This is a genomic window from Enterobacter sp. IF2SW-B1, assembly GCF_001743375.1.
Lineage (GTDB): Bacteria > Pseudomonadota > Gammaproteobacteria > Enterobacterales > Enterobacteriaceae > Enterobacter > Enterobacter bugandensis.
In genome coordinates this window covers 253,884-267,663 of record NZ_MJAA01000003.1, presented here as the reverse complement: position 1 = coordinate 267,663, position 13,780 = coordinate 253,884, and the positions used below count along the sequence as shown (strand labels likewise).

Annotated in this window: 15 protein-coding genes; 6 read left to right on the top strand and 9 right to left on the bottom strand. The window is 57.1% G+C overall.

All coding sequences use genetic code 11. The features are described 5' to 3' along the window. Nucleotides 1-9 precede the first annotated feature (9 nt). From A6013_RS08905 to A6013_RS08895, 3 genes are all read right to left on the bottom strand, one after another. Nucleotides 10-1,131 carry an amidohydrolase gene (locus A6013_RS08905; protein ID WP_069732895.1) on the bottom strand — a complete coding sequence of 374 codons (1,122 nt, stop codon included), beginning with the start codon at nt 1,129-1,131 and terminating at the stop codon, nt 10-12. Beyond that, nucleotides 1,128-2,129 carry an MsnO8 family LLM class oxidoreductase gene (locus A6013_RS08900; protein ID WP_069732894.1) on the bottom strand — a complete coding sequence of 334 codons (1,002 nt, stop codon included), beginning with the start codon at nt 2,127-2,129 and terminating at the stop codon, nt 1,128-1,130. The genes A6013_RS08905 and A6013_RS08900 overlap by 4 nt, the downstream gene beginning before the upstream one ends. Nucleotides 2,130-2,239: 110 nt before the next feature. Further along, nucleotides 2,240-2,779, bottom strand: a complete 540-nt coding sequence (locus tag A6013_RS08895; RefSeq protein ID WP_069732995.1) for an AAA family ATPase — start codon at nt 2,777-2,779, stop codon at nt 2,240-2,242. Between the two features lie 62 nt (nt 2,780-2,841). Between A6013_RS08895 and A6013_RS27295 the strand changes: the two genes are divergently transcribed. Beyond that, nucleotides 2,842-2,985: a hypothetical protein gene (locus A6013_RS27295; protein ID WP_154818592.1), complete on the top strand. Its 144-nt coding sequence runs from the start codon at nt 2,842-2,844 to the stop codon at nt 2,983-2,985. On the opposite strand, the gene A6013_RS08890 is transcribed toward A6013_RS27295, so the two are convergent. Beyond that, entirely contained in the window at nt 2,982-3,380 is a 399-nt protein-coding gene (locus A6013_RS08890; protein WP_063942400.1) for a cupin domain-containing protein, read from the bottom strand. The genes A6013_RS27295 and A6013_RS08890 overlap by 4 nt on opposite strands. 108 nt (nt 3,381-3,488) lie before the next feature. Between A6013_RS08890 and A6013_RS08885 the strand changes: the two genes are divergently transcribed. Further along, a complete protein-coding gene (locus A6013_RS08885; protein WP_045260620.1) occupies nt 3,489-4,376 on the top strand; it encodes a LysR family transcriptional regulator in 888 nt (295 codons plus the stop codon). A 331-nt stretch (nt 4,377-4,707) separates the two neighbouring features. Further along, nucleotides 4,708-6,204 (top strand): L-asparagine permease, encoded by a 1,497-nt coding sequence (gene ansP, locus A6013_RS08880; RefSeq protein WP_069732893.1) that lies wholly within the window; start codon nt 4,708-4,710, stop codon nt 6,202-6,204. Nucleotides 6,205-6,255: 51 nt separating this feature from the next. Here ansP and A6013_RS08875 read toward each other — a convergent pair whose 3' ends face one another. Further along, a complete protein-coding gene (locus A6013_RS08875) occupies nt 6,256-7,317 on the bottom strand; it encodes a YncE family protein (RefSeq protein ID WP_069732892.1) in 1,062 nt (353 codons plus the stop codon). A 243-nt stretch (nt 7,318-7,560) separates the two neighbouring features. Here A6013_RS08875 and pqqU point away from each other — a divergent pair, with 243 nt between their 5' ends. Further along, nucleotides 7,561-9,675: a TonB-dependent receptor PqqU gene (gene pqqU / locus A6013_RS08870; protein ID WP_069732891.1), complete on the top strand. Its 2,115-nt coding sequence runs from the start codon at nt 7,561-7,563 to the stop codon at nt 9,673-9,675. A gap of 119 nt (nt 9,676-9,794) precedes the next feature. Here pqqU and A6013_RS08865 read toward each other — a convergent pair whose 3' ends face one another. The 3 genes from A6013_RS08865 to A6013_RS08855 form a co-directional block, all read right to left on the bottom strand. Beyond that, a complete protein-coding gene (locus A6013_RS08865; protein WP_045260622.1) occupies nt 9,795-10,463 on the bottom strand; it encodes a GntR family transcriptional regulator in 669 nt (222 codons plus the stop codon). 255 nt (nt 10,464-10,718) lie between these two features. Continuing rightward, a complete protein-coding gene (locus A6013_RS08860) occupies nt 10,719-11,759 on the bottom strand; it encodes an NADP-dependent oxidoreductase (RefSeq protein WP_047368643.1) in 1,041 nt (346 codons plus the stop codon). Nucleotides 11,760-11,824: 65 nt separating this feature from the next. Next, the gene (locus A6013_RS08855; RefSeq protein WP_028013292.1) at nt 11,825-12,400 is read right to left on the bottom strand and encodes an XRE family transcriptional regulator; all 576 of its coding nucleotides are present in this window, start codon (nt 12,398-12,400) and stop codon (nt 11,825-11,827) included. Nucleotides 12,401-12,535: 135 nt separating this feature from the next. On the opposite strand from A6013_RS08855, the gene A6013_RS08850 reads away from it, so the two are divergent. Together A6013_RS08850 and A6013_RS08845 are read left to right on the top strand one after the other, a co-directional pair. After that, nucleotides 12,536-13,054 carry a GNAT family N-acetyltransferase gene (locus A6013_RS08850; protein ID WP_069732890.1) on the top strand — a complete coding sequence of 173 codons (519 nt, stop codon included), beginning with the start codon at nt 12,536-12,538 and terminating at the stop codon, nt 13,052-13,054. Beyond that, on the top strand, nt 13,051-13,500 hold the full coding sequence (locus A6013_RS08845) for a DMT family transporter (RefSeq protein WP_028013294.1): 450 nt from the start codon (nt 13,051-13,053) through the stop codon (nt 13,498-13,500). The genes A6013_RS08850 and A6013_RS08845 overlap by 4 nt, the downstream gene beginning before the upstream one ends. On the opposite strand, the gene A6013_RS08840 is transcribed toward A6013_RS08845, so the two are convergent. Then, nucleotides 13,501-13,734 carry a YdcY family protein gene (locus A6013_RS08840; protein WP_069732889.1) on the bottom strand — a complete coding sequence of 78 codons (234 nt, stop codon included), beginning with the start codon at nt 13,732-13,734 and terminating at the stop codon, nt 13,501-13,503. Nucleotides 13,735-13,780: the final 46 nt, after the last annotated feature.

The window sequence follows — 13,780 nt, the reverse complement described above, 5'->3', positions numbered from 1 at the left end:
TCTCCAGAATTAAACGTGTTGCAGGGCTTTTTCCGCCAGCTGTGCAAAATAGCGGGCTGCGGGCTCAATCAGGGCTTCGTCAGGATTAAACGCCGGGTGGTGTAAACCATACGGGCTGTTGCTGCCGATGCTGACAAACGCGCCGGGAACAGACTGCAGGTAGACCGCAAAATCTTCCCCGCCCATATGCAGTTCCGCGTGCCGGGTTTCATAACCGGCCTCACGCGCGACCGAGGTGGCGAAGTCGGCCCAGCGCTCGTCGTTCACCAGCGCGGTGGGCCCGGCATACCAGGTGATGTCAATCTGCGCGCTGAAGGCGCTGGCAAACCCGGCGGCAATTTCACCCACGCGGGCTTTCACATTCTGCTGCACTTCCGTGCGATGGGTACGCAGCGTGCCTTCCAGATCGACGCTTTCCGGCAGCACGTTCCAGGTGTTGCCGCCTGCGATGCGGGTGACGCTCAGCACCACCGAATCCAGCGTGTTGACGTTGCGGCTGGCGACGCTTTGCAGCGCCGTCACCAGCTGGCTCGCCAGCACAATGGCGTCGTTGCCTTCGTGCGGGCGGGCTGCATGTGCGCCCTTGCCGGTGATGCGGATCACGAAGCGATCGACGTTGGCATAAAACGGTCCGCCGCGGGTGGCGAACTCACCGACCGGCAGGCCCGGCTCGTTATGCATGCCGAAGATGGCGCTGACGTCACGCAGGGCACCGGCACGCACCATGCTCTTCGCACCGCCAAAGTTCTCTTCGGCAGGTTGAAACAGGATGCGCACCCGGCCGTTAAGCGAGGCTTCCCGCTCTTTGAGCTTTAACGCGGCGCCGAGGATCACGCTGGTGTGGATATCGTGTCCGCAGGCGTGCATCACGCCTGCATGCTGCGAGCTAAACGGCACGCCGCTGCGCTCCTCAATTGGCAGGGCATCAATGTCTGCCCGCAGCGCAATCAGCTTGCTACCGGTTCCAATTTCCGCCACCAGCCCGGTTGGCAGATCGTAAGGCTGCGGGGGAATACCGGCATTCGTCAGCCACTGGCGCAGGCGCGCGGTGGTCTCCACTTCCTGGCCGGACAGCTCCGGGTTCTGGTGCAGCTCGCGGCGCCAGGCAATCAGCTGTTCGCCAAAACTCATACGGTGACCTCCTTGTTAAGACGCGCCTCGGCAAGCAGGCGCAGCGACGCGACGCGCGTCCCCCCCTCCGCCACCGGCGTGTCGATGATAAATTCGTCAATGCCCCACTGCTGGTGCAGCGCGTTGAGCTGTTCCACTACCGACTTAGCGGTGCCCGCCAGCAGCGACTGCGCCCGGCGTGCAATACGCACCGGCTCACTCCCCGCCTGGCGCGCAAACGCGTAGGCCTGCTCTTCGCTGGCCACGGTGACACGCTGTCCGTTTGCCAGCTCAACGCCCCACACTTCGACCTTCTGCGCCAGCGCGTCCGCTTCGGCCTGGGTCGGCGCGACAACCGCCTGCACAGCCACTATCACGTCCCGCGCGCTGTTCTCACGCCAGGTCGATACCACCTCGCGCAGCAGCTCCGGATCGCCGTTCAGGTGTGCGGCAAACACAAAGTGCCAGTTGAGCCTGGCGGCCAGCAGCGCGCTTTCGATGCTCGCGCCCAGCAGGAAACCCTCAGCGGGCAGCGGCGGCAGCGGCGTGGCGCGGACGGCCTCCTCAGCAGAGAGATGCTCAGGACGGATCCAGCGGTCGAGCTGGGCCAGCTGTTCGGCAAAGCTGCCCTTTTCCTGCTGATTCAGGCCCTGCTGAAGCGCGCGGGTTGAGAGCGGCAAACCGCCGGGGGCTTTCCCGACGCCCAGATCCACGCGACCCGGCGCCAGCGCGGCCAGAACGTTAAAGTTTTCAGCGACTTTATAGGGGCTGTAGTGTTGAAGCATGACGCCGCCAGAGCCCACGCGGATGCGCTTTGTTTGCCCGAGGATCCAGGCAATCAGCAGTTCCGGCGAGGGGCTGGCGAGTTGCGGGGTATTGTGGTGTTCGGCAATCCAGAAGCGGTGATAGCCCAGATTTTCCGCCTGTTGCGCCAGCGCTAACGTCCGCGCCAGCGCATCGGCAGCCGTTTCATTTTCAGCGATGGGGCTTTTATCCAGAATGCTGATTCGCCATGACATGTTGCGTTCTCGTTTGACTTAACATGTCGACATTATTAAAGGCGCACTTCACCACTGAGAAACAATTAATTTACATTTGGTTTGCCGGAAATCAGATATATAAAACCCTACTAAGAATAAGATTTTAAGGCGGCAATCAGCGTTTCCGCCTGCCCGCGGCGGGTAATATGGACGAAGCGGATATGCCCATATTGCGGGTTTTGCAGATCGGCTTCATAACGCGTGCGGTTGTTACGCCACGTTTTCATCGTCCAGATGAGAATCGACTCTTTACTGAAGAACGCACGCCGGAAACTCTCTTTGTTCCCGGTTCCGGGCCAAAGCTCGTGTTTATGCCAGGCCCGTTTGATTGCCCTGTTGACGGCCTGCCAGAGGGTGCGGACAAACCCATAATCCACCCACACGACAACGTCTACATTACGCCATTTAACGGGCCGCGTGCGGTTATAGTTGCCGTCGAGTACCCAGTCTGGCGACGCCTGTAGCACCTGCTCAAGCTTTTCCTGAAACTCATCGTCCGGCGTTCCCTGCCATTCGGGTCGCCAGTAGAGTCTGTCCATCTCGATATAGGGAATAGTCAGTTCGGTCGCAATCTGCTTCGCCAGCGTGCTTTTTCCACTTCCGCTGGTTCCGATGACGTTAATTTTCACCTCAGCCTCCCTGTATTTACGAAAATGAGACCGAATCATAACGTTTTCATTCTGTTAACGAAATGCTTCCTGGTATTACCGCGGCGGTGTTACTCTCCTGTCTGGCAGTCTATTTATTCCCTGAGAAACGTCTGCAGCTGGCCAGTCTGGTGCTGCTGTTTGATCAACCGCGCCTGCAGCAGGCGATTGCCGTTTTTGGCGGTTAGCCGTTCGGGTACTGTTCGTCGGTCACTTTTTCCAGCCACGTTACCGGGCTGCCGTTTACCGCTTCGGCGATGGCGATATGCGTCATCGCCGTTTGCGCACTTGCGCCGTGCCAGTGCTTCACGCCGGGTGGGATCCAGGCGATATCGCCCTGATTCAGGATTTCCGCCTCTTCGCCCCACGCCTGTAACCAGCCGCGCCCCTGCGTCACAATCAGCGTTTGTCCCAGGGGATGCGTATGCCAGGCCGTGCGCGCCCCCGGCTCAAAGGTCACGGTTGCCCCGCCGACGCTGGCAGGTTCGCTCGCCTGAAAGGGCGCGTCAATGCGAACAGCGCCGGTAAACCAGGCCTCCGGGCCTGCTGCTGAAGGTAATGAACCGCTGCGGATAATTTTCATCTTTTGCTCCTTGTTGACTGTTGCGTTAACAGTAGCGCAAAGCATTCTGGAGCATTAGGGTACATAATGAGATAGAACACATGACTGAAATTCATAAATAGAACCGCAATGCTAAAAGATAATTTCAACGACCTGCTCTCCTTTATGGTAGTGGCCCGCGAGCGCAGCTTTACGCGCGCAGCGGCGCAGCTGGGCGTCTCGCAATCGGCACTGAGTCATGCGATGCGCAAGCTTGAAGCGCGATTAGACGTTCGCCTGTTAACCCGCACAACCCGCAGCGTGGTTCCGACACCCGCGGGTGAGCAGCTCTTTTCGCGCCTCAGCCCGCATCTGCAGGAGATCGAACAGGAACTCACGGCGCTTTGCAGCACCCGCGACAAACCCGCAGGCGCTATCCGCATCGTCGCCGGCGAGCACGCGATGGACGCCGTCCTCTGGCCGGCACTGAAGGCTTTTATGCTGCAGTATCCTGAAATCAACGTCGAAGTGACGGTCGACAACGGCCTGACAGATATCGTCGATGGCCGCTTCGACGCGGGGGTACGCCTGGGTGAACAGGTGGCAAAAGATATGATTGCGGTGCGGATAGCGCCGGACATGCGCATGGCGGTCGTCGGCTCCCCGGATTACCTGGCTCGTTTTGGCGTGCCGCTCGTGCCGGAGCAGCTGGGTGAGCACCGCTGTATCAATCTCCGCCTGCCCACCCGAGGGGCAGTGTATGACTGGGAGTTTGAGCGCGACGGGCGCGAGCTTCGGGTGCGGGTTGAAGGACAGCTTACACTGAGTAATCTGTCGCAGCGCATCGACGCGGCGGAGAGTGGCCTCGGATTAGCCTACGTGCCCGAGTCCTCGGTCCTGGACGCCCTTCAGTACGGACGGCTCGTCAGGGTCCTTGAGTCCTGGTGCCCCACGTTTGAAGGATATCACCTCTATTATCCAAGCCGTCGACAGCACACAACCGCGTTCAGGTTGCTTCTCGATGCCCTGCGGCAGTAAAAATTTATACCATCTGGTAATAATTAAGGGAATCTGATGATTAAATAAACAACGTCGCGATTGTTTTGACTAAAAACTCATCACGATTCAGCGTGTTGTGATCCCCCTCTGCTCTGACCACACGATTTCCTTCGACGTGCATCACTTTCGGCACGGTTATATTTTGCGTCGCTTATCAATTGCAGGTAGGATGCCTCGCCATGTTTCGCCTTATCCATACGCAGAATGACTGGGAAGGCGGCATGTGTTTGCGCAGAAGCAATCGTTTGTATTGCGCTCTGCCAGGCAGGACTATCACGATAATGGTTCAGACAGGCAAACAGGTAACTCAATGAAAACAAGCAATAAAAGCGCAGCCGATCATCACGCTGCGAAACGTCGCTGGTTGAACTCCCACGAAGAGGGCTACCACAAAGCGATGGGCAACCGTCAGGTTCAAATGATCGCCATCGGCGGCGCTATCGGAACGGGTCTGTTTTTAGGTGCTGGCGCGCGTCTGCAGATGGCGGGCCCGGCTCTCGCCCTGGTCTATCTGGTGTGCGGGATCTTCTCTTTCTTCATTCTTCGCGCGCTGGGTGAACTGGTACTGCATCGCCCTTCCAGCGGAAGCTTCGTCTCTTACGCCCGAGAATTCCTCGGTGAAAAAGCCGCCTACGTGGCAGGCTGGATGTACTTCGTCAACTGGGCGATGACCGGTATCGTCGATATCACCGCCGTTGCGCTGTATATGCACTACTGGGGTGCGTTCGGTGATGTGCCGCAGTGGGTCTTTGCCCTTGGCGCGCTGGCGATCGTCGGCACCATGAACATGATCGGCGTGAAGTGGTTCGCCGAGATGGAGTTCTGGTTTGCGCTGGTCAAAGTGCTCGCCATTGTGATTTTCCTGGTGGTCGGTACCGTCTTCCTCGGCAGCGGCAAGCCGCTGGACGGCAATGCTACCGGCTTCCACCTGATAACCGATAACGGCGGTTTCTTCCCGCACGGTCTGCTGCCTGCGCTGGTTCTGGTGCAGGGCGTGGTGTTTGCCTTTGCCTCTATTGAGCTGGTCGGTACCGCTGCGGGCGAATGTAAAGACCCACAAACGATGGTGCCAAAAGCCATTAACAGCGTGATCTGGCGTATCGGTCTGTTCTACGTCGGCTCCGTGGTGCTGCTGGTTCTGCTGCTGCCGTGGAACGCCTATCAGGCCGGCCAGAGCCCGTTCGTCACCTTCTTCTCGAAGCTCGGCGTGCCTTACGTGGGCAGCATCATGAACATCGTGGTGCTGACGGCGGCGCTCTCCAGCCTGAACTCCGGTCTTTACTCTACCGGGCGTATCCTGCGCTCCATGTCGATGGGCGGTTCAGCGCCGAAGTTCATGTCGAAGATGAGCAAGCAGCACGTGCCTTACGCGGGCATTCTGGCCACGCTGGTGGTGTATGTCTTCGGCGTATTCCTGAACTATCTGGTGCCGTCTCAGGTCTTTGAGATCGTTCTGAACGTGGCCGCACTCGGCATTATCGCTTCCTGGGCCTTTATCGTGGTCTGCCAGATGCGTCTGCGTAAAGCCATTAAAGAAGGCAAAGCCGCAGATATCAGCTTCAAGCTGCCGGGCGCGCCGGTGACCTCCTGGCTCACCCTGCTCTTCCTGTTCAGCGTGCTGGTGCTGATGGCGTTCGACTACCCGAACGGCACCTATACCATCGCCACCATCCCGCTGCTGGCCGTGCTGCTGATCGCTGGCTGGTTCGGCGTGCGTAAGCGCGTTAACGAAATTCACAGCACCGCGCCGGTTCATCCAGACGATGAAAAACACGACGCGCCGCTGGTGGAAGAGACCTCGCGTTAAGCATCACACAGGCATTAAAAAGGGAAGGCATTTGCCTTCCCTTTTTTTATATTACAGCGCGATACGAATCACATCATCAGGCTGGGTCGCTTCCTGCTGGCGGGTAGATTTTTGCTTCACCGTCACGTAAAGCGTTTTGCCATCCGCAGAGAGCACCAGGCTGTTCGGGTAGACCGGCGTATCGAACGTTTTCGTCACTTTGTAGGTCTTCGCGTCAATCACGCTCACCTTGCCGGCCTCACGGTGCGTCACGTAGGCTTCATTGCGAGCCGGATTAAACAGAACGGCCAGGGATTCAGGCGCGGCGATTTTCTCGATCACGCTGCCGTCTTTCAGGCTCACCGCCAGCACTTCCGGCTGTTTTGAATCGGTCAGGAACGCGCGCTGACCGGCGGTGTCCAGGCTCAGGTTCAGATAGAAGTGCTCTTTTCCGTCGTCCTGCACTTTTTTGCGGCTCAGGATTTTGTTGGTGGCGGTATCAATGGTGACCAGTTCACCGTCTGCATTGGTGGTGTACAGGCGTTTCGCCTTTGCATCCAGCGCCAGACCGGTACTGTATGTGCCGGTATTGGAAATGGTCTCTTTCAGCTTCAGCGTTGCGCCATCCACGACCCAAATCACGCTCTCTTTGCCGACTCCGGTGATGTAAATCGTGTTGCTCGCGTCATCCGCCACCAGCTGGCGCGGCTGCAGCGGCTTGACGGTTTCACTGCGCTGGCGGCTATCAAGCACCAGTCGCCCTTTCACGTCGCCCGTTTTCGCATCAATGGCCGTCACCGCGCCGTTGATCGTATTACCCAGCCACAGGGTTTGCGTCGCGCCGTCGAGGGTGGCGCCAAACGGTTTGAGATCGCTATGAATGGCCTGCGTCACCTCCAGCGTAGCAGGATCGAGGCGATAGATAACGCCACCCTTGTCGAGTTTACGGCTTTGCGACGTCGCAACCCACAGGGCGTTCTCCTGCTGGCTGACCGCCATTTCATAGGCACCTTTACCCACCGCTTTACGCAGCATCTCTTCGGCGGCATGCGCCTGGAAGGTTCCGGCAAACAGTAAAGCGGCAGACAGCAGAGACGTACTCAGGCGTGGCGAGCACAGATGGCGTAAAGACATAACAATTCCTTTTTTGAAAATTGGGGGTACTGCTGACATCGCTTCCGGCTGGCAACGTCATGGCATTGCCGTTTTGATAATGAGAATAGTAATCATTAATAAGTTAAAAGTGGAGTTTTTCTTTTCCCTATTGCCTTTCATTAACGCAATGTGCGGTTATAGTTTTCAAAACATTTACAAAACCTTTAACATGTATGGACATGTTCCATTTGGTTCGTTTATACATCACAACCGGTTTTACTCATGAAAATCATATCTGCCCGTAAGGCATCTCTCCCGCTGCTGCTGGTTCCCGTTGTTTTTGCGCCTCTAAGCGCGATGAGCGCAGAGGAACAGACCATGATCGTCAGCGCCACGCCGCAAACCGTATCAGAGCTTGATACTCCGGCGGCGGTCAGCGTCGTGAATGGCGAGGATATGCGCCACGCTGCGCCGCGCATTAATCTCTCCGAATCGCTTGGCAGCGTTCCGGGACTACAGATTCAGAACCGTCAGAACTATGCTCAGGATCTCCAGCTTTCGATGCGCGGGTTTGGTGCCCGCTCAACGTTTGGCGTGCGCGGCATTCGCATGTACGTCGACGGTATTCCAGCCACCATGCCGGACGGACAGGGCCAGACCTCCAACATCGATCTCACCAGCATTGACAGCGTTGAGGTGCTGCGCGGTCCCTTCTCCGCCCTGTATGGCAACGCCTCTGGCGGCGTGATTAACATCAATACGCAAACCGGGCAGCAGCCGCCGACCATCGAGGCAAGCAGCTATTACGGCAGTTACGGGACATGGCGCTACGGCATGAAAGCCACCGGCGCAATGGGCGATGGCACCCATGCCGGGGACGTGGATTACACCGTATCCACCACCCGCTTCACCACTAAAGGCTACCGCGACCACAGCGGCGCGCGGAAGAATCTCGCTAATGCCAAACTGGGCGTACGCATTGACGATGCCAGCAAGCTGACGCTGATTTTTAACAGCGTGGACATGAAAGCCAACGATCCGGGCGGGCTGAGCTATCAGGAGTGGCAGGATAACCCGCGTCAGTCCCCGCGCGGCGATCAGTACAACACGCGCAAGACCATCAAGCAGACTCAGGCGGGGCTGCGCTACGACCGCCAGCTTAGCGCTCAGGACGATCTCAGCGTGATGATGTACGCCGGCGAGCGTGAAATGACCCAGTACCAGTCGATTCCCTACCAGCCGCAGCTGAGGCCTTCTCACTCCGGCGGCGTGATCGATATGCAGCGTCATTATCAGGGGGTTGATACCCGCTGGACGCACCGCGGCGAGCTGCTGGTGCCGGTCACCTTCACCACCGGTCTGAACTATGAAAACATGAGTGAAGATCGTCGCGGGTACGAGAACTTCGTGATGAACAACGGCGTGCCGGATTACGGCGTGAAGGGTGATAAACGCCGGAACGAACGTAACCTGATGTGGAACGTCGACCCTTACCTGCAGACCAGCTGGCAGCTGACGCAGAAACTGTCCGTGGATGCGGGCGTGCGTTATAGCTCGGTCTGGTTTGATTCTAACGACCATTACGTTACGCCGGGCAACGGCGACGACAGCGGTGACGCGAGCTATCACAAGTGGCTCCCGGCGGGCTCCGTGAAGTATGCGGTGACGGACGCGTGGAACCTCTACGCTGCCGCAGGGCGTGGGTTCGAAACGCCAACCATCAACGAGCTTTCGTATCGCGCCGATAACCAGGGCGGCCTGAATATCGGCCTGCAGCCTTCCACGAACAACACGTATGAGGTGGGCAGCAAAACCCGCATTGGCAATGGCCTGCTGACGGCAGCGCTGTTCCGCACCGATACGGATGACGAGATCGTGGTGGATGCCAGCTCTGGTGGCCGCACAAGCTATAAAAATGCCGGAAAGACCCGCCGTCAGGGAGTCGAAGTGTCTCTCGATCAGCAGTTCGCTGAAAACTGGAAGCTGAAAATGGCGTGGACCTACCTGGATGCCACCTACCGGACTAACGTCTGCAGCGACGCAGACTGTAACGGTAACCGTATGCCGGGTATTGCGCGCAATATGGGCTTCGCCTCGTTTGGCTGGCAGCCGGAGGAAGGCTGGTACGCGGGCACGGACGTGCGCTACATGAGCGATATCATGGCCGACGATGAAAACACCGCGAAAGCGCCGTCGTACACGGTGGTCGGGCTGAATACCGGGTATAAATTCAACTACGGCAACTGGGGCATGGACGTCTTTGGCCGCGTAGATAACCTGTTCGACAAAGAGTACGTTGGCTCGGTTATTGTCAACGAATCCAACGGGCGTTATTACGAGCCAGCGCCTGGCCGTAACTACGGTGTGGGTCTGTCGGTGTCTTATCGGTTCGAGTAACAAATAAGTAAAGTTTATTTTATACTGAAAATAACGATCCTGATGGCAAAATGCCATCAGGAGTTATTCACTAGATAAATAAATAGACGCGGTATATAGTCGCTCTGTTAAATTATCTCTCAGTTAAAATATTGTCGCTGTAAAAGCGTATTCGCTTCATCAATCGATTTTTCAATCGCCTTCTGGCTGGCGTCGACATCCCGGCGTTCCAGGGCTGAAAGCAGTTCGTCATAGTGATACGTCGCTTCCTTAATGTCATTAAGCTCCCGGTGCAGATAGTTAATGCAAGGCCCGATACGCACCCAAAGCTGTTCAATTAATGCATTCAGCGTGGGCATTTCCGCATACTGATAAAGCGTAAAGCGGAAGATGCGATTTGCCTGCAATGCCTGCTGAACGTTCCCGTTGCGCATGGCCTCATGAAACGCTTCCGACAATTTGCGCAACGTCTCGATCTTTTGGTCAGACATATTCTGACAGGCTGCGGCAACCGCCATGGGTTCAAGCTGCTTGCGAATAGCGTTGATTTCGTTATAACGGTCCAGCGTCACCTCCGGCACCAGAAATGCCTGTGCCGGCGTGGCATGTAATGCCCCTGCTGATACCAGACGCAGTAGCGCCTCGCGCACTGGGGTAATGCTGGTTCCTAATTTATCGGCGATCTCTTTCGTAATCAGTCGTGCACCCGGTTTAAGGGAGCCTGTAATTAACGCTCCTTTCAAACTGAGTTCAACTTGCATGGTAAGACTGATCCTTTGGGCTTTTTCTAAGTGATCCAAATCAAGCATGTTCAATTCCTGTAGCTAAAACTTAATGCTATTTTTAAACGCCAGTTTTAATAAAACGACGCTGGTCCGATATATCCTGTATCGTCATGCCTGGTGGTGGGAAGTACGTAAAACAGCAAAAAATGCAAAATGTGTTTTTTTTATCGGTTTCGGGCTCATCCGGGATGATGGCGCGAAAAGCCATGTCCGTTAATTAAAGACAATATATCGTATCTTCACAAATAAATATGGCGGGAAACCCCGCCATAGTGCCTTTTATTTATTGTCACCCGCGACGCGAATCACGACTTTACCGAAGTTTTTTCCTTCCAGCAGGCCAATCAGCGCTTCAGGCGCGTTTTCCAGCCCGTCCGTCACCTGTTCACGATAGTGAATTTTACCCTCCTGCACCCAGCGCCCCATCTCTTCCTGAAACTCATGAATGCGGTGGCCGTAGTCCTGGGCAATGATAAAGCCCTGCATCCGGATGCGTTTCTTCAGAATCGTCCCCATCAGAAGCGGCAATCGGTCCGGTCCGTCAGGCAGCCCCGTTGCATTGTAGCCGCTCACCAGGCCACACACCGGCACGCGCGCGGAGGTATTCAGCAGCGGCAGCACGGCGTCAAACACTTTCCCGCCGACGTTTTCAAAGTAGACATCAATGCCTTTCGGGCAGGCGCGTTTCAGCTGCTCAGCGAAATCCGCCGCGTGGTGATCGAGACACACGTCAAACCCAAGAACCTCAACGGCGTGGCGGCATTTTTCTGCCCCACCGGCTACCCCGACCACGCGGCAGCCTTTGATTTTACCGATCTGCCCGACTGTCGCCCCAACCGGGCCCGTCGCGGCGGCGACCACCAGCGTTTCACCCGCTTTCGGTTGTCCGATATCCAGCAACCCCATATAGGCGGTAAAGCCCGGCATCCCAAGAATGCCCAGCGCCCAGGAGGGATGGGTGGGATTATCGCCCAGCTTGACCAGGCCGCTGCCGTCCGAAAGCGCGTACTCCTGCCAGCCGCTGTAGCTCAGCACCCATTCACCCGCTTTAAAGTCGGGGTGGTTTGACTGCTCAACGCGGCTAACTGTTCCCCCTACCATCACCGCACCAATCTCAACCGGCGGAGAATAGGATGGCGCATCGCTCATGCGGCCCCGCATGTAAGGGTCCAGCGACAGCCAGACGGTGCGAAGCAGCAGCTGCCCCGCCTGAGGAGCAGGAACGGGCTGCTCTTCCAGACGAAAATTCTCCGCCACCGGCGCGCCCTGTGGGCGAGAGGCCAGCACCCAGCGGCGGTTTTGCGAAACAGATTGATTCATCGGATTCTCCTTCTGGTACAAATGTCATTACAGCCTGGCTCACGATCGGCATTATCGCCTTAACATTACGAGGCAGACTGGTTAAGCCGGACCACAAGATAGATGCAGGTTTCGTTCGTTTCGTTGATAAAACGGCAGTCGTTTGGCGGCCCCAGCTCCAGACAGTCTCCGGCCTTCATCTCGTGGCGAGTATCGCCCTCCTGAAATACCAGCTCGCCGGACTGCAGCCAGATCAGCTGACGCGCGAGCGCGTAGGAGGACGCCGGCATCGGGACGTCGCTCCCCGCGGGCAGCTCAATCTGAACGAGGTCGATAGGCAGATCGGTACGGGGAGAAACGTGGCGACGAAGGTAGTGGGTTTGCGGATCGCGCCAGACGGGCTGGTTCGCCAGGCGCAGGAGTTTTCCCTCCTGCATCTCGGCTCTGGCAATCAGGGTCGACATGCTGATCCCAAACGCGCCTGACAGGCGGGCAAGCAAGGTTGCCGTCGGGCTGCTGTCGCCGCGCTCTATCTTGTGGATCATGGCGCGAGATACGCCTGCCCGCTCGGCCAGCTCGCTAAGAGACCAGCCGCGTGATTCACGTTCGAGGCGAATTCTGGCGCTAATACGCTGATTCATTGTGTCTGTTATTGTGTTCATAACGTCATACTAAAGCGTATGAACGCCGTTTCAATGGGGCTCATAATCATTCTCACGTAGCGCTCTGACGATACAGTTGTGTAATATCATATCTATAGCGTAATACTATAGTAAACAACATACAGAGGTTTAATCATGATCGTTCGTCACGCCTGTAAAGAAGACTGCGCTGCGATAGGAGAGATCTATAACCATGCGGTGCTGCATACTGCCGCGATCTGGAACGATAAAACCGTTGATACCGATAACCGAATCGCCTGGTTCGAGGCCCGCACGCTCTCGGGTTACCCGGTTCTGGTAGCTGAGGAAAATGGTGTGGTTACCGGGTACGCCTCTTTCGGCGACTGGCGCGCCTTCGACGGCTTTCGTCACACGGTTGAGCATTCGGTGTATGTCCATCCGGAGCATCAGGGTAAAGGCATTGGCCGGACGTTAATGAAAGCGCTGATCAACGAGGCCCGCGCCATCGGCAAACACGTGATGGTGGCCGGCATTGAAGCGCAAAATAAGGCCTCGATTCACCTCCACGAAACGCTCGGTTTTGTGACCACGGGGCAGATGCCGCAGGTGGGAACCAAGTTTGGCCGCTGGCTGGACTTAACCTTTATGCAGCTGCAGCTGGACGAGCGCAGCGACCCGGACGCAATCCCATGAATCAGTCGCTGACGCTGGCGTTCCTGGTGGCGGCGGGGATCGGTCTGGTGGTGCAAAACACCTTAATGGTGCGTATCACCCAGTCCTCCTCCACCATTCTTATCGCAATGCTGCTGAACTCCCTGGTCGGCATTGTGCTGTTTGTCAGCATTCTGCTGCTGAAGCAGGGCTTCGCCGGGTTCAGCGAGCTGGCCGCAACGGTGCGATGGTGGACGCTGATCCCGGGGCTGCTGGGGTCGTTTTTTGTGTTTGCCAGCATCAGCGGCTACCAGAACGTGGGCGCGGCAACGACCATCGCGGTGCTGGTCGCAAGCCAGCTGATTGGCGGGCTGGTCCTTGACGTGCTGAGAAGCCATGGCATTCCCCTGCGCGCGCTGATCGGCCCGGTATGCGGCGCGGTGATGCTGGTCGTCGGGGCCTGGCTGGTAGCGCGACGCCAGTTTTGATTACAGTATGGTGCCGCCCTTGGTCAGCTGTTCCTGGCGCGCGTCCAGCTCCTCTTTGTGCTGCTTACCGTGGTGCGAAATCGCGGTACGCAGACGCTGCTGTTGGGCGTAACGGTCTTCACGGCTGAGATCGGCATCCTCGCTCAATGCAATCAGCAGTTCGTTCATATGGGCGATGACGCTCTCTTCGATGGCGGCATCCACGCGGGCGATAACTTCGTTTAAATGTGACATTGTCACTCCTTGTTTTTGCCGGGTGGTGGCTTACGCCTCACCCGGC

Coding starts and splice junctions, on each gene's coding strand:
- A6013_RS08850 (WP_069732890.1), top strand. CDS start 12,536: ATGATCGTTCGTCACGCCTGTAAAGAAGACTGCGCTGCGATAGGAGAG.
- A6013_RS08840 (WP_069732889.1), bottom strand. CDS start 13,734: ATGTCACATTTAAACGAAGTTATCGCCCGCGTGGATGCCGCCATCGAA.
- A6013_RS08860 (WP_047368643.1), bottom strand. CDS start 11,759: ATGAATCAATCTGTTTCGCAAAACCGCCGCTGGGTGCTGGCCTCTCGC.
- A6013_RS08890 (WP_063942400.1), bottom strand. CDS start 3,380: ATGAAAATTATCCGCAGCGGTTCATTACCTTCAGCAGCAGGCCCGGAG.
- A6013_RS08875 (WP_069732892.1), bottom strand. CDS start 7,317: ATGTCTTTACGCCATCTGTGCTCGCCACGCCTGAGTACGTCTCTGCTG.
- A6013_RS08905 (WP_069732895.1), bottom strand. CDS start 1,131: ATGAGTTTTGGCGAACAGCTGATTGCCTGGCGCCGCGAGCTGCACCAG.
- A6013_RS27295 (WP_154818592.1), top strand. CDS start 2,842: ATGCTTCCTGGTATTACCGCGGCGGTGTTACTCTCCTGTCTGGCAGTC.
- pqqU (WP_069732891.1), top strand. CDS start 7,561: ATGAAAATCATATCTGCCCGTAAGGCATCTCTCCCGCTGCTGCTGGTT.
- A6013_RS08885 (WP_045260620.1), top strand. CDS start 3,489: ATGCTAAAAGATAATTTCAACGACCTGCTCTCCTTTATGGTAGTGGCC.
- ansP (WP_069732893.1), top strand. CDS start 4,708: ATGAAAACAAGCAATAAAAGCGCAGCCGATCATCACGCTGCGAAACGT.
- A6013_RS08865 (WP_045260622.1), bottom strand. CDS start 10,463: ATGCTTGATTTGGATCACTTAGAAAAAGCCCAAAGGATCAGTCTTACC.
- A6013_RS08855 (WP_028013292.1), bottom strand. CDS start 12,400: ATGAACACAATAACAGACACAATGAATCAGCGTATTAGCGCCAGAATT.
- A6013_RS08900 (WP_069732894.1), bottom strand. CDS start 2,129: ATGTCATGGCGAATCAGCATTCTGGATAAAAGCCCCATCGCTGAAAAT.
- A6013_RS08845 (WP_028013294.1), top strand. CDS start 13,051: ATGAATCAGTCGCTGACGCTGGCGTTCCTGGTGGCGGCGGGGATCGGT.